General features: G+C 69.0%; 1 protein-coding gene. It reads right to left on the reverse strand.

Annotated elements, in window-relative coordinates; translation table 11 throughout:
* Positions 1–35 precede the first annotated feature (35 nt).
* Complete coding sequence (locus tag IDF66_RS04250) at positions 36–24,905, reverse strand: non-ribosomal peptide synthase/polyketide synthase (RefSeq protein WP_190265815.1); 24,870 nt, start codon at positions 24,903–24,905, stop codon at positions 36–38.

Consider the following 24,905-nt stretch of genomic DNA (forward strand, 5'->3'; position numbering starts at 1 on the left):
CCTTTCCACTTTCACCGGTCACGAACTCGTGACCATCATCGGTCGATAGTCAACCACTGGTCCAATTCGGGCCCGATCACCTCCAGCGCCGAAGCGTTAGCCAGACCGAGGTGGTCGGCGTCGACATCGACGTTCGCGATCGAACCGTTGACGTAGGGTTCCCAGCCGCGGGCGACCGCGCTCGGGTCCTCTTTGTCCCTGGTGGCCGTGAACACCAGCAGCGAACCGTCGAACAGTGCTGGTCGGAACTGTTCCACGAGTGCCTCCCCGGTGGCAAAACTGTCCATGACCCACTGCACCTGATCGGAGCTCAACAGGCCCATCGACGATATCTGCTGCCGGATGATCTCCGCGACGTCCTCGGCGGACTCGGCATGGACGTCCTCGCCCAGGTCGAAGAGGTCCCGCCAGCCGCCCAGGAAGTCGCCGACAAAGTCTCCACCGAGTCGGACGCCTGCGGATTCCCCGTCTGATCCCGGTACCGGTTCGGGTGTCGGTGAGGAGTCCATCACGCCGAGGAATGCCACCTCCTCGCCCTCGGACTGCAGCGCCGTGGCCATCGCGTAGGCGACGTAGCCGCCCAGCGACCATCCGAGCAGGTGATACGGCCCCTCCGGAGAGATCCGGCGGATCTCGGCGAGGTAGCGCTCGGCCATCTCCTCGATCGATTCGGCACTCGGTTCCCCCGCCACCGCGTGTGGATCCTGCACGCCGTACACCGGACGATCCTGGAGATAGGGCACGAAGCCGCCGTAGAACCATGCCAGCCCGCCTGCCGGATGGATGCAGAACAGCGGCGCCCGAGAACCCTGGGCGTTCAGCGTGATGACCACATCTCCCCCGGCTCCCGCCGCCCCACCGATCCGGGCCCCGAGACCGCGCGGAGTCGGATCGTTGAACAGCCAGGCGAGCTCGACCTCGGCACCCCGCTCACGAAGCCGTCCGATCACCTGGGTCGCCGACAGCGAGTTCCCGCCCAGGTCGAAGAAGCTGTGGAGCGCCCCGACCGCGTCCACGCCGAGGACGTCGGCGAACACACCGGCCACCAACCTCTCGTCGTCGCTCGCGGGTTCCACATACTGTTCGGCATCGGTCCCGATCACCGGTTCCGGCAGCGCGCGCTTGTCGAGTTTGCCGACCGGCGTCAGTGGCAGCGAGTCGAGTACCGCGATGCTCGCGGGCACCATATGCGAGGGCAGCCGCCCTCCGACGAACTCACGCAGCATCTGGACGTCGACCGCGGCGTCCGCGACGACATAGCCCGCGAGCGCCGTCGTCACCGATCCGCCCACACCCAGCACCACCGCGGATTCGACCGACGGATGCGATGCGAGGACGGCCTCGATCTCACCCAGCTCGATGCGGAGCCCGCGCAGCTTCACCTGATCGTCGGAACGACCCGCGTACTCGACCACGACGTCACCGGCGCCGTCGCGCCGCCACCGCACGACGTCGCCGGTCCGATACATCCGGGCGCCGGCAGCCCCGAACGGGTTCGCGACGAATCGCTCGGCGGACAGTCCCGGTCTGTCGAGGTAGCCGCGCGACAACGCGCGACCCACTGCATACAGCTCGCCGGGGACCCCGACGGGGACGGGATGCAGCCGACTGTCGAGGACGAGCAGTTCCACCCCCGCGAGAGGCCGGCCCAGGCGGACCGGCCGGCCGGCCTCCATCGCGGTGCTGAGCGTGATGCCGATCGTCGTCTCGGTCGGTCCGTAGAGGTTGTGCACCGGTACATGTGGCGACCACGCCTCGACCAGTGACGGCGGCACCGCCTCACCGCCGGCCATCAAACCCTCGAGGTCCGGCAGCCCGGCCGGGTCGAGGGTCGACAGCACGGTGGGTGTGAGGAACGTGTGGGTCGTGCGGTGTTCGCGCATGAAGTCCTGCAGTACCGGACCACCGACGGCATCAGCGGGCCGGTAGGCGACCGTACCGCCGTTGACGGTCGCGAGCAGATACTCGAGCACCGACGCGTCGAAGCTCGGCGAGGCGAAGCCCAGCACCACCGGGGCATCACCCACCGACAGTCGCTCCGACTCCTGCGCAGCGAAGTTGGCCAGCCCGGTATGGGTCACCGCGACGCCCTTCGGACGTCCTGTGGAGCCCGAGGTGTAGATGACGTACGCAACGTTCTCCGGCCGGACCGGTCCACCCTTCTCGCCGGCGCCGAGCCGATCGTCGCGCAGGCTCCCGATCTCGGCGCCCACCGCGTCGTCGTCGAGACGCACCCAGGCGAATCCCTGGTCCGGCAGGTCGCCGGTGGCGATGGTCAGACCCAGGATCGCGCCGGAGTCCTCCACCATGGTGGCCACCCGCTCGGCCGGATAGCCCGGGTCGATCGGCACATAGCCGCCGCCGGTCTTGGCGACCGCCCAGATGGCGGTGAGCAGTTCCGCCGAACGTCCGATCGCCAGCGCCACCAGGGACTCGACACCGATCCCGCGCGAGATCAGCCACCGCGCAAGCCGATTGGACCGGCGGTCGAGCTGATCGTAGGTCAGAGACGTGCCGGAGCCGTCGATCACCGCGACCCGGTCCGGGTGCCGGGCGGCCACGTCGGCGAACATCTCGGCCAGCAGACGTGGCTCGGTGCCGATACCGCCGGCGACAGGTGCCAGAGCTCGTCCGTCGACGGCACCGACGAGTGAGATGTCGGCGGTGAGCATGTCCGGCCGGGTCGCGACGGTGCGCAGGATCTGCACGAGCGCATCGATGAAGACCTGGATCTGGCTCTCGTCGAACGCCGCGGGCAGATACTTGAGGGTGAGCGAGATCCGGCCCCCGGGGACCGGTGACGTGGACATGTTCAGCGGATAGTGCGTCGCATCGGTGCCCTGGAAGTCCTGGATCTCGAGGCCACCGGTCAATGCCGCGTCCGTGGTGGACAGCGAATCGGAGTCGACCGGATAGGACTCGTGCACCGTCAACGTGTCGAACAGGGCCCCAGCGACTCCCGACAGCGCCGTCAGCTCCGGCAGCACCAGATGCTGATGGTCGAGCACCGACACCTTCGCCTCCTGCAGGTGCCCCAGCACGTCCGAGATGGGCGCAGTCGGATCCACGTCCACCACGGCCGGGAGCGTGTTGATGAAGAGCCCGACCATCGACTCCACCCCCTCGAGGTCGGCGGGCCGCCCCGAGACCGTCTCGGCAAAGGTCACCACTCGGTTGCCGGTCAGACGCGACAGCAGCACAGCCCACGCGAACTGCAGCACCGTCGCCACCGTGGCCCCCTCGGCCCGCCCCACCGCGTCGATCCCCGCGGTCAGTTCGGCGTCCAGGATCGTCGAACGGTCCTGCGGCAGCGATTCCGCCGTGGCCTCGACGCCGGGCGCGAGGAGGGTCGGTCCCTCCAGCGGAGCCAGCACCTCCCGCCAGGCCGCCAGCCCGGCAGTCCGTTCGACCTCGGCGAGACGACTCAGATGGTCCGCGAAATCTCCACTGCCCCTACCGATCTGACCCGTATAGGTAACACCTCCGGCGTAGAGCGCCAGCAGGTCGGCGAGCACCAACGGACCCGACCATCCATCGATCAGGATGTGGTGATTGGTGACCACCAGGTGTGCGGTGTCGCCATGGCGAACCAGAGCGAACCGCATCAGCGGCGGTGCCTCGAGGTCGAACGGCACCGAGCGCTGCCTGTCCGCGATCTGCCGGACCACCTCGTCGACAGGTCCGCCTTCATCCACGTCGTCGAGGTCGATGACCTGCCAGGGCAGGTCGACCGACTCCGGGATCACCGCGACGACCGCTCCGCTGCCGGTGCGGACGAACCCGGACCGCAGCGCACGATGATGCGCGAACAGGGCTTCGGCCGCGCTCTGCAGGCGGGAGATGTCGATCGTGCCGCCGAGCTTCAGGATCGACTGCACCACATAGACATCCACCGGGTCCTCGGTGCGGTCGCGGCCGGCGATCTCCGACTCGAAGTGGAGTCCCCGCTGCAACGGCGCCAGTGGCCAGATGTCCGCGCGGGGATACCGCAGGGCGAGGGTGTCCAGGTCGCCCTGAGTGACCCCGGTACCCGGCACATCCGACGGCGACAGCCCCGGATCGTCCTCGTGCACCGACTCGACCACGGCCGCCAATTCGATCGACCATCGCCGGGCGAGGTCGGCGGCGTCCTCCGCCGATATGATCCCTTGCACGAACAGGAAGTCCGCCACCAGTTCACGGCCCTCGTGGGCGGTCCCGGCGCCGGGAGTGCGCGAGCGGGCGGCCTGGGTGCCAACGTTCACCGACAGCACGTTCATCGCCGTCATCGCCCCCCTGACCGACGCAGGCAGCGACGGAGCATCCGCGTCGACCATGAACGGGAGTTCGATCTCGTCTCGGGTGCCACGGGAACCTGCGCCGAAGAAGTTGAAGCCGATCGACGGCAGCGAGCACCGGGCCAGTCGTGGATCGCCACCAAAGCGCAACAGTCCGAAGCCGATCCCGCGGTCGGGCTGGCTCAGCCTCTCCTCCTTGGCCGCCTTCACCGCGTGCACGATGCTGCCGGACGGGTCGATCGTCATCGGTGTGATGGCGGTGAACCAGCCCACCGTCCGCGACAGGTCCGCGGCCCGCGGGTCCGAGCTCCGCTCCACGACCTCTTCGTACCGGCCGTGTCCCTCCATCAGCACCGACACCGCCGCGTCGTCCGTGATGTCCCGTGACCGCTGCCAGGATCGGACCGCCCGCGCCAACGCCGCGACCAGAGCATCGTTCACATGACCGGCGAACGCCTCCGGTACCGTCGTGAGCAGCGCCTCCGTCACCGTCGAATCGATCCGCACGCGTTCCGCGGCAACGGAATCGAAACGATCCCGGGTGCGGTCCAACGCCGCGCCGAAACTGGTCGGCTCCCGTTCAACCCGGGCCAGCCAATGACCCACCTCGGACTCGCGGGCGGCGACCTGTGCCCCGAGCGCCGCGTGCCACGCGCGAGCAGAGGTCACCTCGGCCCGAACCGACGGCTCCAGACCTGCCTGCAGCTGGCTCCAGACGGTCACCACGTCCTCGATCAGGATCGGCCACGACACCGCGTCGACGGCGAGATGGTGGATCGCCAACACCACGCGTGCACCATCCGCGGCCCTCACCAGAACCGCGGACACCAGCTGTCCGACAGCCGGATTCAACTGTTCGAGCGCGACCGCGTGCGCCGCGTGCAGCGCCCGGTCGAACCCGGCCGAGGGGACCGCGGCGTCGGTGCTCGTCTCGGCGACCGCACACCCCGGACCGTCACCGGTGGTCGCCACCCACCCGGCCGAACCGAGGACGAGACGTGCCGACATCGCGGGATGCGCCGCCACCACCGTCCCCAGCACCCGGCGCAGGCCTGCGATGTCGAGCCGATCCGGCGCCACCAGCACGACCGACTGGGAGAAGTCGGCGAAATCCTCTGCGGAGTCCGACAACTCGAGCATCCAGGAAGCGACCGGACCGATCACGCTCTCGCGCTGGTCACCGGCAGGCTCTTCCAGGAGCGCCAGTTCCTCGCCGCCGGCGGCCACGGCTGCCGCCATCGCCCGTACCGACTTGTGTTCGAACACATCTCGCGGCGACACCACCACACCGGCCGCGCGGGCGCCCGACGACACCTGGATCGCCAGGATCGAATCCCCACCGAGCGCGAAGAACGATTCGACGACACTCACCCGGTCCAGGCCGAGCACACCGGCCACGACCTGTGCGAGCGTCTCCTCCACCGACGACTCGGGTGCCACGTAGCCTTCACCGCCGCCGGCGATCTCCGGCATCGGCAGGGCACGCCGGTCCAGCTTGCCGTTGGCCGTCAGCGGCAGATGACCTATCCCGACGATCAGCGCCGGCACCATGTACCCGGGCACCGCGCGTGCCACGGCGTCACGCACCGACTGCGGGTCCGGTGCCACATCGGGCTCGGTGACCACATAGCCGATGAGCTGTTCACCACGACCGGGCAGGTCGACGACGGCGGCGGCAGCCGCGGTCACACCGTCGACCCCGAGTAGGGCCGCCTCGATCTCGCCGAACTCGATCCGGAATCCGCGCAGCTGCACTTGCGCGTCGCCGCGTCCCAGGTACTCGATGTCGTCGCCCACCCGGCGGGCCAGGTCGCCGGTCCGGTACATCCGGTCTCCGTCGTGCCCGAACGGGCTCGCGACGAACCGCGTCGACGACAGGCCGGGCCGTCCGAGGTAACCCTGCGCCAACTGGCCACCGGTGACATACATCTCGCCGACCACGCCGGGCGGTACCGGATGCAGTCGCGCGTCGAGGATGTGGACGGCGAGCGAATGCAGCGGGCGACCGATCAGCGAGGCGTCGCCCGCGGCGACCAGCGCACGGTCCAGTGGGCGGAAGCTGACATGCACGGTGGTCTCGGTGATCCCGTACATGTTCACCAGCTGCGGGGAGTGCCCGGGGTGATCGTCGAACCATCGACGCACCTGATCGAAACTCAGTGCCTCGCCGCCGAACACGAGATAGCGCAGCGGGAGATCCACGGTGCTGCGGCGGCGCGCGTCGATCAGCTGATAGAAGGCCGACGGCGTCTGACTCAGGATCGTGACGCCCTCGTCTGCCAGCAGCTCGACGAACGCGTCGGGATCACGGGCCAGCTCGCGGTCGACGATGACCAGCCGACCACCCGACAGGAACGGCCCCCAGAGCTCCCAGACCGAGAAGTCGAACGCGTAGGAATGGAACATCGTCCACACATCCGTTGGCTGGAAATCGAAATCGCCTGCTGCGGTGTCCATCAGGGTCACCACGTCCCGATGGGTGATCTCCACGCCCTTCGGCAGCCCCGTCGACCCGGAGGTGTAGATCACGTACGCCCGCGCCGACGGCGGGATCTCGACCGGCGGAACGGCCTGGGCGGCACCCTCGGCGACGAGATCGGCCACGTGGACCGTCGCCACGTCTGCAGGCAGCACCGTGAACAGGTCATGCCCCGCGGTGGCCGCATCCGTGATCACGGTGCCCACCGCGGCGTCCGAGACGATGAACGCCAGGCGTTCGGCGGGATTCGTCGTGTCGAGCGGTAGGTACGCAGCCCCCACCTTGAGCACACCCAGCACGGCGGACACGAGATCCACCGTGCGCGCGGTGGCCACCCCGACCAGATCGCCCACCCCGACACCACGGGCATAGAGCGCGGCGGCGACCGCGTCCGAACGCGTCTGCAGCGCCTCGTACGAAAGGGTGACCCCGTTCGCCGTGACCGCCTGTCGCCCGCCGTGTGCGTCCACGGTCGACAAGAACAGATCGACGAGCGAGCGAGCGGCGTTGACGGTGTCGACGACGGGTGCGGGCAGCGCCGACAACTCGGCGACCTCGGAGACCGACATGAGGGCGACGTCACCGACCGGGCGGTCGACCGACTCGGTACACCCCGCCAGGACCCGCACGAACCGGTCCGCGATCGTCTCGATGGTCGACCGATCGAAGAGGTCGGTGGCATAGACGATCTGGGCCGGCCAGTCCGTGGCCGACGCATCGGCCGCGATACCGAAGGTCAGGTCGACCTTGGCCGGGGTCTCGGGGGCCTCCACGGGCGAGATCGTGAGGCCGGCCACCGTGGTCGGGCCGACTCCCGCCGCGAGCTCCGGCAGGTTTGCCTGGTGGAAGGTCAGGAGGATCTGGGTCAGTGGCGCGAACGCCTCCGACCGGACGGGGTCCAGATGGTCAACCAACGCCTCGAACGGAACATCCGCATGGGCGAAGGCGTCGAGATCGGTCACCCGGACCTGGTCCAGGATCTCGGCGAAGGACATCGTCGCGTCGATCTGAGTGCGCAACACGAGGGTGTTGACGAACATGCCGACCAGCGCGTCGAGCTCAGGCCGGCCGCGGCCCGCGACCGGCGTGCCGACCGCGATGTCGTCGGTTGCCGACAGCCTCGCCAGCAACACCGACAACCCGGCGTGCACCACCATGAACGGGGTCACGCCGAACTCCGTCGCCACCGTTGCGATCCGTTCGACCACCTCGGCGGGAACACGGAAGGGGACCTGGTCGCCGCGTTGGCTCGCCACCACCGGGCGTGGGCGGTCCGACGGCAGTTCGAGGACGTCGGGCACGCCGGACAGCTGCTTGGACCAGTACGAGAGTTGTTGCGCCACCACGGAATCTGCATCACCCGGCGCGCCGAGTACCTCATGCTGCCAGATCGCGAAGTCCGCGAACTGCACCGCGAGCGGCGCGAATTCCGGCGCAACGCCTGCCGAACGCGCCGCGTACGCGGCCATCACGTCGCCGATCAACGGCGCCATCGACTCGCCGTCGGCCGCGATGTGGTGGACCACCAACGCGAACACCCACTCGTCGCCGCCGACGTGCCACAGCCGCACGCGCAGGGGCCGGCGCGAAGTCACGTCGAAGCCCGTGGTCACGTCCGCGTCGAGCGCCGCGGCGGAGTCGACGATCGCCCAATCCAGCTGTTCGGAGATGTCGTCGACGGGAGCGATCTGCTGGATCGGCGCCCCGTCCACCGACGGGAACGTGGTGCGCAGCACCTCGTGTCGCGCCACCACGTCGACCAGCGCCGAGCGCAGCGCGGCGACGTCCAGCGCACCCGTCAGCCGCAGTACCACCGGGACGTTGTAGGTCGACGCCGAGGGATCGAACTGATTGATGAACCACATGCGCGACTGCGCGAACGACAACGGCACCCGTTCGGGACGTGGAACCGCCGCGGTCACCGGTGCCAGACCCAGCCCCCGACCGTCCAGGGACCTGGCCAATGCACGGACCGACGGCGCCTCGAAGACGTCGCGGACGGACACCTCGACCCCGGACACGTCCGAGACACGGGCCGCCACCCGGGTCGCGGAGAGCGAGTTGCCCCCGAGGTCGAAGAAACTCTCCACGACGCTCACCGGCCCGATCCCCAGCACGTCGGCGAACACCCGCGCCACCGACTCCTCCGCCCCGGTGGTGGCGGCCACGAACTCACGGCGGCCGTCGGTCTCCGGCTCGGGCAGAGCGCGCTTGTCCAGCTTGCCGACCGGTGTCAACGGCAGCGCGTCGAGCACCGTCAGACTCGACGGCACCATGTGCGATGGCAGGCGTTGCGCCACAAAGGCCCTCAGCTCGTCGGTGTCGACGTGATCCCGGAGTACGACATAACCGGCCAGAGCCGTGGCCACCGAACCGCCGACGCCGATCACGACCGCCGATTCGACCGCCGGATGGACGCCGAGGACGGCCTCGATCTCTCCCAGCTCGATGCGCAGACCACGGAGCTTCACCTGATCATCGCTGCGACCCAGGTAGTCGAGCGCGAGCACGTCGTCACCGTCCCGTCGCCACCGCACGACGTCGCCGGTGCGATACATCCGCTCACCGTCGACACCGAAGGGGTTCGCGACGAACCGTTCCGCGGTCAGGCCGGGCCGGCCCACGTACCCGCGGGCGAGTACCGCACCGGCGATGTACAACTCACCTGCGACACCCACCGGCACCACGTGCAGCCGCGAATCAAGAACCAGGAGAGCGACTCCCGGGATGGGTCCGCCGAGCGTCGTCGGCACGCCGGGTCGCATCGCGTCACTCATCGCCACGACGATGGTCGTCTCGGTGGGGCCGTACATGTCGTGGAACGCGACCAGCGATCCCCACCGATCGACCATCGCCGGCGGTACCGCCTCGCCACCGGCGGCCAGCACCCGCAGATCCGGCAGTCCCTCGGGTTCCAGGGTGGCCAGGACCGTCGGCGTCAGGAACGCGTGCGTCACCCGCTGCGCACGCATGAAGGCGGCCAGCGGTTCCCCGCCGAGCGCGTCTTCCGGACGATAGACGAGTGTCGCACCCGCACCGACGGCCATCAGCCATTCCAGCACCGAGGCGTCGAAGCTCGGTGAGGCGAAACCCAGCACCCGTGATTGATCGGTGACGCCGAAACGGTCGACCTCGGTCAGCGCGAAATTCTCCAGTGTGCGGGCGGTGAGTTGCACACCCTTCGGTGTGCCGGTGGAACCCGACGTGTAGATCACATAGGCGACGGCATCCAGATGGGGCGTGCCGATCAGTTCGTGCTCGGCAATCGGGGCCGGACTCATCCCGTCGATCACCGCCTCGATCTCGGCGGAATCCACGGTGGCCCAGTCGACCATCGTTCCCAGGGCACCTCGATGACGCTCGGCGGTGAGGCCCACCCGAACGCCGGAGTCGGCCAGCATGTGCTCGATGCGCTCGATGGGATAGCCCGGGTCGATCGGCAGATGGCCGGCGCCGGTCTTGGCCACTGCCCAGATCGCGGTCAGCAGCCCAACCGATCGGCCCACGGCCAGAGCCACCAGCGATTCGACGCCGACGCCCTGCGAGATCAGCCACCGGGCAAGCTGATTGGATCGGGCGTCGAGAGCGTGGTAGGTCAGCGCCGCCCCCGTCGCGTCGACCACCGCGACTCGGTCGGTGTGGTTCTCGACGACATCGGCGAACATCGCGCCGAGCAACCGGGGTGGTGCGGCGGGTCCACCGCTGACCGGCACCAAGTCGGTCACCTCACCCGCTGCCAGCAGATCGATGTCGCCGACCGCGATACCGGGATCGTCCACCATCGACTCGACGATCCGCAGCAAAGACGCCAGCAACCCTCGAACCGTCGACTCGTCGAAGATCGAGCGCGCGTAGACGACGTCGACGGTCATCGGCGAATCGCCCACCCGACCGGTCACCGCAACCGACAACTCGAACTTGGCCACCTGTTCGGCCAGTTCGAGTGGTTCGGCACGCAGTCCCGCCATCTCCAGGGCCGCCGTTCCAGGATCGGCGTCGACGTGGGTGTACGCGATCTGCGCGAGGGGCGGGAAGGCCGTCGATCTGGTCGGCACGATCTCGTCGATGAGCTCCTCGAACTGGACGTCGGCGTTGGCGAACGCGTCGAGATCGTCGATGCGCACCTTCGCGACGAGGTCGGCGACCGTCTGTGCCGGGGCCACCGCGGTGCGCAGCACCAACGTGTTCACGAACATGCCGACCAGATCACCGAGCGCCGCATCCGTGCGGCCTGCGATCGGCGTACCGATCACCACGTCGTCGGTCGAGGCCAGTCGTGCGATCAGGATCGCCAGTGCCACATGCATTGCCATGAACGGGGTGACACCCTCGGCGCGTGCGAAGTCTTCCACCCGACGGGCCAGATCGTCGTCGACGGTCATCGACACCACCCCGGCCGCGGTCTGCATCACCGCCGGGCGCGGGCGATCCATCGGCAGGTCGGTCACCGACGGCAAGGCCCTCAGGTGCTCACGCCAGTAGCCGAGCTCCTGTGCCACTCGGCTCGTCGCGTCGTCGACATCGCCGAGCATCTTCCGTTGCCACAGTGCGTAATCGGCATACTGCACCGCGAGCGGACGCGCGGCCGGGACGGAACCGTCGACCCGTGCGAGGTATGCGGACAACAGGTCGCGGACGAACACCGCGGTCGAGGATCCATCGAACGCGATGTGATGAGCAGTGAGTACCACGTCGTGGGTGTTGTCGGCGCAGCGGCGCACACACCCACGGATCGGCAGGTCGACGGTCACGTCGAAGCCCTTCGCCGCCGAGGCCATCACCTCGCGTTCGTCGTCCACCACACGCCAATCGAGCACATCGCGGGCCCGATCGGCGGCGAGAACTCGCTGGACGGGTCCGTCGCCGTCGAGCGGGTACAGGGTGCGCAACACCTCGTGGCGTTCGATCACGTCGCCCAGCGCGCCCATCAGATCGTCCAGGTCGAGATCGCCGGTCAGACGCAGCGCCATCGGGATGTTGTACGCGGGCGACGCGGGGTCGAACCGGTTGATGAACCACATCCGCGACTGTGCCATCGACAGCGGCAGCCGATCCGGCCGCCGGGCCGCCACCAGGGGCGCCACGGTCTGTGCACGACCGCCCACCGCCTCGATCAGCGCCCGCACCGACGGGAACTCGAAGAGGTCACGTACCGACACGTCGACACCGAGGTCGTCGGCGACCCGCGCGGCGACACGCATCGCCGACAGTGAGTTCCCGCCGACCTCGAAGAAGGATTCGGTCACACCGACCCGCTCCACACCGAGCACCTCACCGAACACCTCGGCCACCATCACCTCGGCCTCGGTGTCCGGTGCCACGTACTCGCCGAGCTCGAACACCGGGGCGGGCAACGCCTTCCGGTTGAGTTTGCCGGAGCTGTTGAGTTCGATGTCGTCGAGGAGCATCCACACCGTCGGTCGCATGTACTCCGGCAGTGCCTCGGCGACAACCCTCTTCACCGCGGCCTCGTCCACAGATGCGGGTGCCACATACGCGACGAGATGGTGACCGCCGATGGGTGCGTCGACCACCGCACATGCCGCGTGCACCACGCCGGGTGCCGAGGCGATCACCGATTCGATCTCGCCGAGCTCGATGCGCTGCCCACGCAGTTTCACCTGGAAGTCGGTGCGGCCCAGGTACTCGATCTCGCCGCGATGATTCCAACGGACGAGGTCGCCGGTGCGGTACAACCGCTCACCACCGCGGCCGAAGGGATCGGCCACGAACCGTTCTGCCGTCAGCGCGGGGCGTGAGGAGTAGCCGCGAGCCAGTTGCATACCACCGAGATAGAGCTCACCCGGCACGCCCTGCGGGACCGGACGCAGGCGCGGGTCGAGCACATACGTCGACGTGTTCCACTCCGGCCTACCGATCGAGACCTCTTCGGCGCCGGTCACGTCGACGGCCGTCACGTCGACCGTGGCCTCGGTCGGACCGTAGAGGTTCACGATCTGCACGCCCGGGAGTGCGCGGTGCGCGTGGGACGCCACCGAGACGGGCAGCGCCTCACCCGAGGTGAGCAGCCAGCGAAGCGTTCCGAGCCCGTCCAGCTTCTCGGCGGGGACGACGTCCAGGAAGACCGACAGCATCGACGGCACGAAATGGACCGACGTCACGCGTTCGTGCGCGATGAGATCAGCGATGTAGACCGGTTCCAGGTGGCCGCCGGCGCGCGCCACGATCGTCGTGGCCCCGGTCATCACAGGAGCGAACAACTCCGGCACCGACACATCGAAGGTGACCGGCGTCTTCAGCATCACCCGCTCGCCTGCGGTCCATCCGAAGATCTCCACGCACCACCGCATCCGGTTCACCAGCGCGCGGTGCGACACGGTCACCCCCTTCGGGCGGCCTGTCGATCCTGAGGTGAACAAGGTGTACGCGGCATCATCAGCACGCAAGGGCGCCAACCGATCCGCATCGGTCACAATCGGTACCGACCGGTCGACCTCATCCGACGCGTCCACCTCGATGGTCCGCACGCCGTCGACCGTCGCGGCGACGGCTCGTCCCGCACCGACGACGAGCAGGCGGACGCGGGCGGTGTCGATCATGTATTCCACGCGGTCGACCGGGGTGTCGGGATCGATCGGGACGTACTGCGCGCCTGCGGCGAGGACGGCATTCACCGCGACCACCATCTCGACCGAACGCTCCAGCGAGACACCGACGGCCACACCCGGTCCCGCGCCTGCGGCAATGAGATCGCGGGCCAGCACGGCGATCCGCGCACCGAACTCGGCATAGGACACCGTCCTGCTCCCGAACACCAGGGCAGCCGCATCGGGTGTGCGGAGAGCTTGCGCGGCAACGACGTCCGGCACCAGATCGGCGGGCACGTCGACGACGGGCCCCAGCGACCAGCCCTCCACGACGGCCCGCTCGTCGGTGGAGATCAGATTCACATCGCCGACCGCGGTGGCCGGGGTCGCGACCAGTTCGGTCAGCACCGACACGAAGCGGTCGGCCATGATCTCGACGGTCGGGTGGTCGAACAGATCGGTCGCATAGACGATCGAGCAGGCCCAGTCGTCGTCGGTCGCCGAGCTCACCGTCACCGACATGTCGAGCTGCGCGGCAACCCACGACGGTTCGATCGACTGCACCGACAGACCGCCGACCGACAGCTCGGCCGACTCCGCCGACGCGGCCGGATCGAAGGACAGCATGACCTGTGCCAGCGGCGCGAATGCTTCCGAACGCGTCGGATTGAGGGCCTCGACGACGGTCTCGAACGGGACATCCGCATGTGCAAAGGCATCGAGATCTGTCAGTCGGACATCGTCGAGCAGTGCAGCGAACGTCGTCGCGCCCTCGACCCGGCTCCGCAGGACCAGAGTGTTCACGAACATCCCGACGAGCGGGTCGAGCGCTGCCTGGCCGCGCCCCGCGACCGGGGTCGCGATGGTGACGTCGTCGGTTGCCGAGAGCCGCGCCAGCAGGACGGCGAGACCGGCGTGCACCACCATGAACGGCGTGACCCCGAACGCCGTGGCCACGACGCGGATCTGCCGGCCGAGTTCGGCGGGCAGATCGAACCGGACGCGTGCGCCCCGATGCGACGCGACGGCCGGGCGTTCCCGGTCCGTGGGGAGTTCGAGTACGTCTGGCGCGTCGGCGAGTTGATCCCGCCAGTACGACAGTTGCCTGGCGATCACCGTGTCCGGCGCATCCGGCGACCCCAGCACACTGTGCTGCCAGATCGCGAAGTCCGCGAATTGGATTGGCAGCGGCGCGAAGTCGGGTTCCCGGCCCGCTTCCCGTGCGACATATGCGGATACGACATCGGTCACCAGCGGCAACATCGACTCGCCGTCCGATGCGATGTGATGTGCGATCACGACGAGCAGGTACTCGTCGTCGGAAACCGTGAGCAGCCGCACCCGCAGCGGCCACTCGGCGGTCACGTCGAAACCGGTCGTCAGCGCCGTCTCCACGTCGGCCTGCCCGGCAACCACGGCCCAGTCCAGCCGTTCGGCGACCTGGTCGGCGGGATCGACCACCTGTACCGGCAGACCGTCGACGGCCGGGAAGGTCGTCCGGAGCACCTCGTGACGCTCGACGGTGTCGACCACCGCGGCCCGCAGGGCATCCACGTCGAGAGCGCCGGACAGACGCAGAACCGCCGGGATGTTGTATGTTGCCGTGCCGGGCTCGTACCGGTTGATGAACCACATGCGGGTCTGCGCGAACGACAATGGGATGGGGGCCGGACGCGGGGTGACCGCCACGAGGGGCGCCAGACCCGCGCCACGCGACGAGACGGCGGCCGCCAGGCCACGGACCGTCGGGGCGTCGAAGATGTCACGGACCGACACCGCGGCACCGAACTCGTCGGCCACCCGCGCCGCCACCCGCATCGCCGACAACGAGTTGCCGCCGGCGGCGAAGAAGGATTCGGTCACGCTGACCTGCGCCACACCGAGTACCGTCGCGACGATCGCCGCGACGGATTCCTCGGCACCGGTGGCCGGCGCAACGTACTCGGCGGCCTCGAAGACCGGGGCAGGCAGCGCCCGCCGGTCCAGCTTGCCGGCGCTGTTGAGGGCGATGTCGTCGAGCAGCATCCACACCGAGGGGCGCATGTACTCGGGCAACGCCTCGGCGACCGCCGCCTTCAGCGCACCCTCGTCGACCGTGGACGGGGCGACATATCCGACGAGATGCTGCCCACCGCCGTCGGTCTCGATGACCGTGCAGGCCACGTGCACCACTCCCGGCGCCGAGGCGATGACCGACTCGATCTCACCCAGCTCGATGCGCTGCCCACGCAACTTGACCTGGAAATCGGTGCGCCCCAGGTACTCGATCTCCCCGGTGTGGTTCCACCGGACGAGGTCACCGGTGCGATACAACCGCGCCCCCGGGGCACCGAAGGGATCGGCCACGAAACGTTCGGCCGTCAGTCCGGGCCGCGACTCGTAGCCTCTCGCCACCTGGACACCACCGAGGTAGAGCTCACCCGGGACGCCGGGCGGCACCATCCGCAGGCGGGCATCGAGCACCAGCGTCGACGTGTTCCACACCGGCACACCGATGGGTACCACGTCGGGCGCGTCGGTCACGTCCACGTACGCCACCTCGACGGCGGCCTCGGTCGGACCGAACAGGTTCACTATCGCGGCCTGCCCGAGCAGCCGGTGGGCGTGTGCCACGACCGGCGGCGGCAGCGCCTCACCCGAGCAGAACAACCACCGCAACGAATCCAGCGCGGTGATCTTCGCGGCCGGCACGACATCCAAGAACACCGAGAGCATCGACGGCACGAAATGCACCGACGTCGCGCGCTCGCGGGCGATGAGGTCGGCGATGTACACCGGGTCCGCATGCCCGCCCGGACGCGCCACGATGATGGTGGCACCCGTCATCACCGGGGCGAACAACTCCGGCACCGACACGTCGAAGGTGAACGGCGTCTTCAACACCACCCGGTCGCCGGTCGACCACGGATACTGATCCAGGCCCCACCAGAGCCGGTTCACCACCGAGCGATGCGAGACCGTGACGCCCTTCGGACGGCCGGTCGACCCCGAGGTGAACAGCGTGTAGACCGCGTCGTCGGCGCGCAAGGGGGACAACCGATCCGCATCGGTCACCGGCACGGCCGACAGGTCGGCGGCACCCGAGGCGTTCACCTCGATCACGGTGGTGCCCGGGCCGAGGGCGTCCACCGACGCGGGCGCACCATCGCCACCGACCAGCACCACACCGACGCCCGCGGTGTCCACCATGTACTGCACGCGATCCGCCGGGATCGCGGGATCGATCGGCACGTAGTGCCCGCCCGCCGCGACGACGGCGTGGATCGCGACCACCAGCTCCACCGAGCGGTCCAGCGAGACCCCCACGGCCACACCCGGAGCCACGCCTGCCGTGATCAGCTCACGCGCCAGCACCGACACCCGCGCACCGAACTCCGCATAGGTGAGTGCGCGGCCGTCGAAGACGAGTGCGGTCTCGTCGGGTGTTCGAAGAATCTGCGCGGCAACGGCATCGGCCACCGAACCAACCGGGACGCGGACGTCGGCGCCGACCGACCCGCCGGCGATCACCGCCCGTTCACCGTCGGTCAGCAGAGGCACGTCGGCGACGAGCGTCGCAGGCGTGGCGGCAGCGGCACGCAGGATCTCGACCACGGCGTCGGCGAACACGCGGATCTGGTCGTCGGCGAAGGCATCCGGCAGATACTTGATGGTGATGGACAGCCGATCACCCATCGGCGAGGTGATCATGTTCAACGGGTAATGCGTCGAATCGCTGACCACGGCCTCCTGGATGTCGAGGCCGCCGGTGAGAGCGGCGTCGCTGGTCGAGAGCGACTCGGTGTCGACCGGATACGACTCGTGCACGGTCAGCGTGTCGAAGGAGCCCACAGAATCTGTCAGGGCCATCAGTTCCGGCAGCCCCAGATGCTGATGGTCGAGAACCGACACCTTCGCCGCCTGCAGGCGCGCGAGCACCTCCGAGATCCGGGCCTGCGGGTCGACGTCGACCACCGCGGGCAAGGTGTTGATGAACAGTCCGACCATCGACTCGACACCCTCGAGGTCGGCCGGGCGGCCCGACACCGTCTCTCCGAAGGTGACCACCCGGTTGCCGGTCAGCCGGGAGACCAGCACCGCCCACGCGAATTGCAGCACCGTCGCCACGGTCGCGCCCTGCGCCCGCGCGAGCGCCTCGACGGCCGCAGTCAACTCGGCATCGACCACCACGACGTGGTTGCGCGGCAACGACTCCCGGGTCGCCACGATGCCCGGCGCCACCAGCGTCGGACCCTCGACCGGCGCCAGGACCGCACGCCACGCGGCGAGGCCTGCATCGTTGTCGATACCTGCGACGTGCTCCAGGTAGTCCTCGAAGTCGCCGCCGCCCGTGCCGATCCGGCCGGTGTAGGTGGCGCCCGAGGCGTACAGCGCCAGCAGGTCGGCGAGCACCAGCGGACCGGACCAGCCGTCGAACAGGATGTGATGGTTCGTGATGACGACACTCACGCCGTCGGCATCGCGGGCGAGCACGACACGCAACAGCGGCGGCCTGGACAGATCGAACGGCTCGACCCGCTCCCCCGCGGTGATCTCGTCGACCCGAACCTTTCGCTCGTCGTCGTCGACCGCACCCAGATCGACCGTGCGCCAGGGCACCCGGACCTCGTCGGGTACCACCGCGACAACCGCACCGCCATCGGTCTGCACAAAGCCCGACCGCAGCACGCGATGATGGGCCACCAGGCTCTCCACCGCTGCCCGCAGACGCGACTCGTCGACGTCGCCGCCCAGTCGGAGGACCGCCTGGCTCACGTACACGTCGACGTCGTCGGTGCCCGCACCCGAGGAGAGGGCGGATTGGAGGTAGAGCCCCTTCTGCAGTGCGGACAGGGGCCAGACCGGTGCACCGGGATGACGCTCGGCGAGCACATCCAGGTCGGCCTGTGTCACCCCGGAACCCGGGACATCCGACGGCGAGCGCCCCGGATCCTCACCACTCGTGACCACATCGACGATGGCCGCCAGCTCGGCCGACCACCGGTCGGCGAGATCCTCGACATCCGCCGCGGACACGATCCCACCGGCGAACAGGAAGTCCGCCGACAGTTCACGGCCGCCAGGCGTGAGCTGCGTCCCGACGTTCACGGTGATCGTGTTCATCGCGGTCATGCCGCCGGTCGCCGACGACGGCAGTGCCGGAGCATCGGTGTCGACCATGAACGGGACCGCCACCGTGGCGGCGTCCGCGCCGCGGCCGCCGGCACCGAAGAAGTTGAATCCGATCGATGGCAACGGTCGTCCGGCCAATCGCGCGTCCCCGCCGAATCGGAGGGCCCCGAAACCGATTCCGTGATCGGGCTGGGCGAGCCGCTCCTCCTTGGCCGCCTTCACCGCGTGCACCACGTCGTCGGCCGGGTCCAGGAGCATCGGGGCGATCGAGGTGAACCATCCCACCGTCCGCGACAGATCCGCGGTCCGCGGGTCGGCACCGTGCGCGAGCACGTCCTCGTACCGGCCGTGCCCTTCGACCAGCACACCGACCGGCGCGGAGTCGGAGATCCCCCGCGCCCGTTGCCAGGAGCGCACCGCACGCGCCAGGCCCGCCAACAGCGCATCGTTCACATGACCGGAGAACGCCTCGGGGACCACTGTCACCAACGCCTCGGTGACTGCCGCATCCACTCGATGCGACACCGAACCCACCGTCGAGAATCGGTCGCGCGCAGGGTCGATGGCAGCGCCGAGGTCGGTCGGGTCACCCGACCGCGCCAACCAGTGGCCGACCTCGGCCGGACGATCGGTTCGCCGGTGCGCCAGCGCCGTGTGCCATGCGCGCGCCGAGGTGACCTCCGGCCGCACCGTCAGCTCGTCGCCGGACACCAGCTGTCCCCACACCGTGATCACGTCTTCGATCAGCACCGGCCACGACACCGCGTCCACGCCGAGATGGTGGATGGCCACCACCACCCGCGCACCGTCGGCACCGGCCACCAGCACAGTCGAGACCAGCACGCCGTTCGACGGATCCATCCGGCCCAGGGCCTGGGCATGCGCGGAGCGCACCACGTCGGCGAACTCCGGTGTCCCGGTCGCCGCTGCCGTCCTGACCTCGGCGACCACCGGGGGATGACCGACTCCCGCGGTCTGGCACCACCGGCCCCCGGTGAACACCAGGCGGGAGGACAACATCGGATGCGCGTCGACGACTGTGCCGAGCACCGCACTGAGCACGGCGGCGTCCAATGCATCCGGCGCCACCAGCACCACCGACTGCGAGAAGTCGGCGAAATCCTCAGGCGTGCCTGCCGACTCGAGCATCCAGGACACCACCGGCGACAGTTCCACCTCGCCGGTGGCGCCGCCTGCCGGTTCGTCGATCATGGCCACCCGGTCGCCACCGGCCGCGAGCGCGCGGGCCATCGCACGCACGGACTTGTGTTCGAACACCTCTCTCGGCGACACCGACAACCCGGCAGCGCGGGCCGCCGAGGACAGCTGGATCGACAGGATCGAATCACCACCGAGCGCGAAGAACGACTCGACGACGCTCACCCGATCGACGCCCAGAACTCCCGCCACGATCGCTGCCAGCGTCTCCTCCACCGACGACGACGGCGGGACGTGGTCGTCGGCTCCGGTGGCGATCACCGGTGCGGGCAGGGCGCGCTTGTCCAGCTTCCCTGCGGGGGTCAGCGGCAGGGCGTCGAGCACCGTGATGCTCGACGGCACCATGTGCGACGGCAGGCGTTCGGCGACATGATCGCGGAGCGATGCGACGTCGACCGACCCGTTGGCGACCACATAACCCGCCAGCGCACTCGCCACCGAGCCGCCGACGCCGACCACCACGGCAGACGAGACGCTCGGATGCGACTCCAGGACAGCCGCGATCTCCCCCAGTTCGATGCGCAACCCGCGCAGCTTCACCTGGTCGTCACTGCGTCCCACGTATTCGAGCACCAGCTCGTCCGCCTCGGTGCGGCGCCAACGGACGACGTCGCCGGTGCGATACATCCGATCGCCCCGGTCGCCGAACGGACTCGCCACGAAACGTTCCGACGTCAACGACGGGCGTCGCAGATAGCCGCGGGCGAGCGCCACGCCGGTCGCATACAGGTCACCGGGCACTCCGACGGGCACGGGATGCAGCCGGCCGTCGAGCACCAGCAGACCCACACCGTCGATCGGCCCGCCGATGTGGACGGGCGACCCGGCGGTGAGCGCACGACTCATCGCCACAGCGATCGAGGCCTCGGTGGGACCGTAGGCGTTGAAGAAGGACGGCCCGGCCGACCATCGGTCGACCAGGGTCTGCGACACCGCCTCGCCACCGGACATCAGGACGCGGAGGTCCGGCACCGACTCCGGCTCGAGTGTCGCGAGCACCGTGGGGGTCAGGAACACGTGGGAGAGTCTCTGGTCGCGTATCAGCGCCGCCAGCATGTCGCCACCGAGCACACTGTCCGGCCGGTACACGAAGGTCGCGCCGGACGTCGACGCGAGCAGCCATTCGAGGATCGACGCATCGAAACTGGGAGAGGCGAATCCGAGAACCCGAGACGATGAATCGACGCCGAACCGGGCGACCTCCGCGACCGCGAAGTTGTGTATTCCGCGATAGGTCACCGACACCCCCTTCGGGGTGCCCGTCGAACCCGACGTGTAGATCACATAGGCGATGGCGTCGAGGCGCGGTGCGGCGAGCAACTCGTCGGCCCGCAGCGGCGCGTCGTCGAATGCACCGAAGCCCCCGGACCCGATGTCCTCCACCGGACTCCACCGCACCTCCGTCGGCAACGCCGACCGCAGCCGCGTGGTCGTCAGGCCGGTCCGCACCCGCGAATCGGCGAGCATGTGCTCGATCCGCTCGGCCGGATAGTCCGGATCGATCGGCAGGTAGCCGGCACCGGTCTTGGCCACCGCCCACATCGCCGTCAGGAGTTCGACCGATCGCCCGATCGCCAGCGCCACCAACGATTCCGTGCCGATTCCCTGGTCGATGAGCCATCGCGCCAGCTGGTTCGAGCGGGCGTCCAGCTCGGCATAGGTCAGTTCGGCCCCGTACCCGTCGGACACCGCGAGCCGACCCGGGTGTGCTCGGGCGATCTCCTCGAACACCTCCGCCAGCAACCGCGGGGCAGCCATCGGACCGCCGGTCACCGGAAGCAGCGCCGATGCCTCGTCGTCGGCGAGCAGAGGGGTGTCACCGATGGGCAGAGCGGGATCGAGGGTCAGCTGGTCGAGCAGCCGGACCAGTTGTGCGGCCATGCTCTCGGCGGTCGGGGCGTCGAACAGATCGACCGCGTAGATCAGCGAGCCGTGCCACCTGTCACCACCGTCGGTGATGCCGACGGTGAGATCGACCTTCGCCGGAACACCCTCGACAGCAATCGAACTCACTTCCAGGCCGGCGACGTCCTCGGCGAGGACGCCACCCTGGGCGAACTCCGCGAGCACCGACTGGTCGAAGGACAGCAGGACCTGCGTGAGTGGGGCGAACGCCTCCGACCGTACCGGTTGCAGATGCTCCACGACAGTCTCGAAGGGCACATCTGCGTTCGCGAATGCCTCGAGATCGGTGAGTCGCACCTGATCCAGCAGGTCGACGAACGACATGGCCGCGCCGACGCGCGTCCGCAGCACCAGCGTGTTGACGAACATCCCCACCAGAGGGTCCAGCACCCGCTGACCGCGACCCGCGATCGGCGTGCCCACCGCGATGTCGTCGGTCGCCGACAACCGGCCCAGCAACACCGCCAGCCCTGCGTGCACCACCATGAACGGCGTCACGCCGCGCTCGCGTGCCAGCACCGAGATCCGGTCCACCACCCAGGTGGGCACCTCGAACGAGACCTCAGCGCCACGCTGCGACGCGACCACCGGACGAGGCCGGTCCACGGGGAGTTCGAGCACGTCGGGCACCCCGGCGAGTTGCAACGACCAGTACGCGAGCTGACGTCCGACCACCGAATCGGCGTCGTCGGCAGAACCCAGCACCTCGTGCTGCCAGATCGCGAAGTCCGCGAATTGCACGTCGAGGGGCGCGAACTCGGGTTCGGCACCCGACACCCGCGCCGAGTAGGCCGCGACCACATCGGCGACCAGTGGCCCCATCGACTCACCGTCGGCGGCGATGTGGTGTGCCACGACACCGAACACGTACTCGTCTGTCGCAGTGCGCCACAGTCGTGCCCGCAGCGGCCAGTGCGACGTCACGTCGAAGCCGGCCGCTATCGCGGCCTGCAGTTCGTCGCCCGAATCGACCACCGCCCAGTCCAGTCGTTCGCCGACGGTCTCGGCCGGATCGACCACCTGCACCGGAACGCCCTGCCGCGCGGGGAACGTCGTGCGCAGCACCTCATGCCGGATCACCACATCCGTCAGGGCGGCGCGCAGCGCGTCGACGTCCAGAGCGCCCGCCAGGCGCAGCAGCACCGGTATGTTGTACGTCGACGCCGACGGATCGAACTGATTGATGAACCACATCCGCAGCTGCGCGAACGACACCGGCACCTCGTCCGGTCTCGGCTGCACGGGCGTGACGGGCGCGAGCGCGACGCCCCGACCGCCGACCACGTCGGCCAGGCCGCGCACCGACGGCATGTCGAACACATCGCGCACCGACAGATCAACGTTGAAGGCCTCACCGGCGCGCCCGACGATGCGGGCCGCGGCCAGGGAGTTGCCGCCGAGATCGAACACCGAGTCGGCGACGCTGACCCGTTCCAGACCGAGCACGTCCCCGACGATCTCGGCGAGGATCTTCTCGGTCTCGGTACCGGGTGCGACATACTCGGCCACCGTGAGGATCTCGGGCTCGGGCAATGCCCGGCGATCCAGTTTTCCGTTCACGGTGAGCGGCAGCTGATCGATCAGCATCACCACGTCGGGCACCATGTAACTCGGCAACGCTCCCGCCGCTGCGATGCGGATCTCGGATGCGGCGACGTCGGTGTCGGCCTCGAGCACCACGTAACCCACCAGGAGTTCGTCGCCGTTGTCACGCTGCCGGACCGCCACCGCGGCCGCGTCGACCCCCTGGGTGGCCAGCAGCGCCGACTCCACCTCGCCGAGCTCGATGCGGAAGCCGCGCAGCTTCACCTGCGCATCCGAACGGCCGAGATACTCCAGGGTCCCGTCCCGCCGGATCGCGAGGTCGCCGCTGCGATACATACGCGTGCCGTTGCCGGCGAAGGGATCGGCGACGAATCGTCCCGACGTCAGCCCCGGCCTGCCGAGGTAGCCCCGCGTCACCTGGGTGCCACTGACATAGATCTCGCCCGGCACTCCGTCGGGCACCGGACGGAGCCGGTCGTCGAGCACGTGAATCGTCAACGCGGGCAGGCCCTCACCCACATCCGAGCCTTTGGCGGACGCGACGAAGCCGGGGTCCAGCGCCCGGAACGTGGAGTGCACCGTGGTCTCGGTGATCCCGTACATGTTCACCAATACCGGGCCAACTGCCCCCTGCGCGTCGAGCCGGTCCTGGTACCACCGGCGCACCTGCGTGAAATCCAGGGCCTCACCGGCGAACACCATGTACCGCACACTCTCGGGCAACCGGTTGCGCGACGACGGTCGGACCGCCGCGGCCAGCTGGTAGTAGGCCGACGGCGTCTGCGAGACCACCGTGACCGACTCCGTGTCGAGCAGCTCCGCGAACTCGTCCGGACTACGGGTGGTCAGGAAATCCACCACCACCAACCGTCCACCGAACAGCAGCGGTCCCCACATCTCGAAGACCGACACGTCGAACGCGTACGAGTGGAACATCGTCCACACGTCGGCCTCGGTGAACCCGTAGTGCCGCTGAGCCGCCGACATCAACGCGATCACGCTACGGTGTTCCACCACAACCCCTTTGGGGCGACCGGTGGAACCCGACGTGAAGATCAGGTAGGCGGCTTGCCGCGGGTCGATCGATGCCGGGAGCGAGTCGGTCCCCGCCGCGCGTGCCGCCATCAGTTCGTCGACGGTGCTGCGCTCGACGTCGAGGAAGCCGAGTGTCTCCCGTCCGTCGTGGTCGGTGATGATCAGCGACGGTGCGGCGTCGGCGACGACGAACGCGAGACGCTCGGCCGGATGGGACGTGTCCAGGGGCAGATACGCCGCGCCGGACTTCAGGATGCCGAGGATCGCGACCATCACGTCGACGGTCCGTGGGGTGGCCAGTCCGACGACGCCCCCCTCCCGCACCCCGGCAGCGAGCAGCCCGGCGGCGACGGCATCCGATCGCTGGTCGAGCTCGCGATAGGTCAGCGCAGCGCCGTCGAGGTCCGTCACCGCCACGCGCTCGGGGAACCGGTGGACCGCCGAGCGGAAGACCCCCGGCAAGGATCCCCAGTCCGAGGTCCCGGCCACCGCGCAGGCGCGGCTGCGGATCTCCTCGAGCGCATCCTGTGTCGCGGTGGCGATCCCCGCCGGGTCGAGACCGTCGCGAGGGATCAGTGCGGTCACGATGGCACTCACCGCGGCCTCGGTGTCGAGGCCCCGGGCGGCGAACACCGCGGCGGTCGCACTCACACGCGTGTTCAGATCGGCGAAGGTGGTGGCGCCACCGGCATCCGACAGCGCGACGGTCTCCGGCTCGATCTGCGCCGCAATGGTGATCAGGTCTCGCGTCGGCGGACGCCGCCCCCATCCCGTAGAAATGTCCAC

The sequence above is a fragment of the Gordonia hankookensis genome (assembly GCF_014673215.1).
GTDB classification, from domain to species: Bacteria; Actinomycetota; Actinomycetes; order Mycobacteriales; family Mycobacteriaceae; genus Gordonia; species Gordonia hankookensis.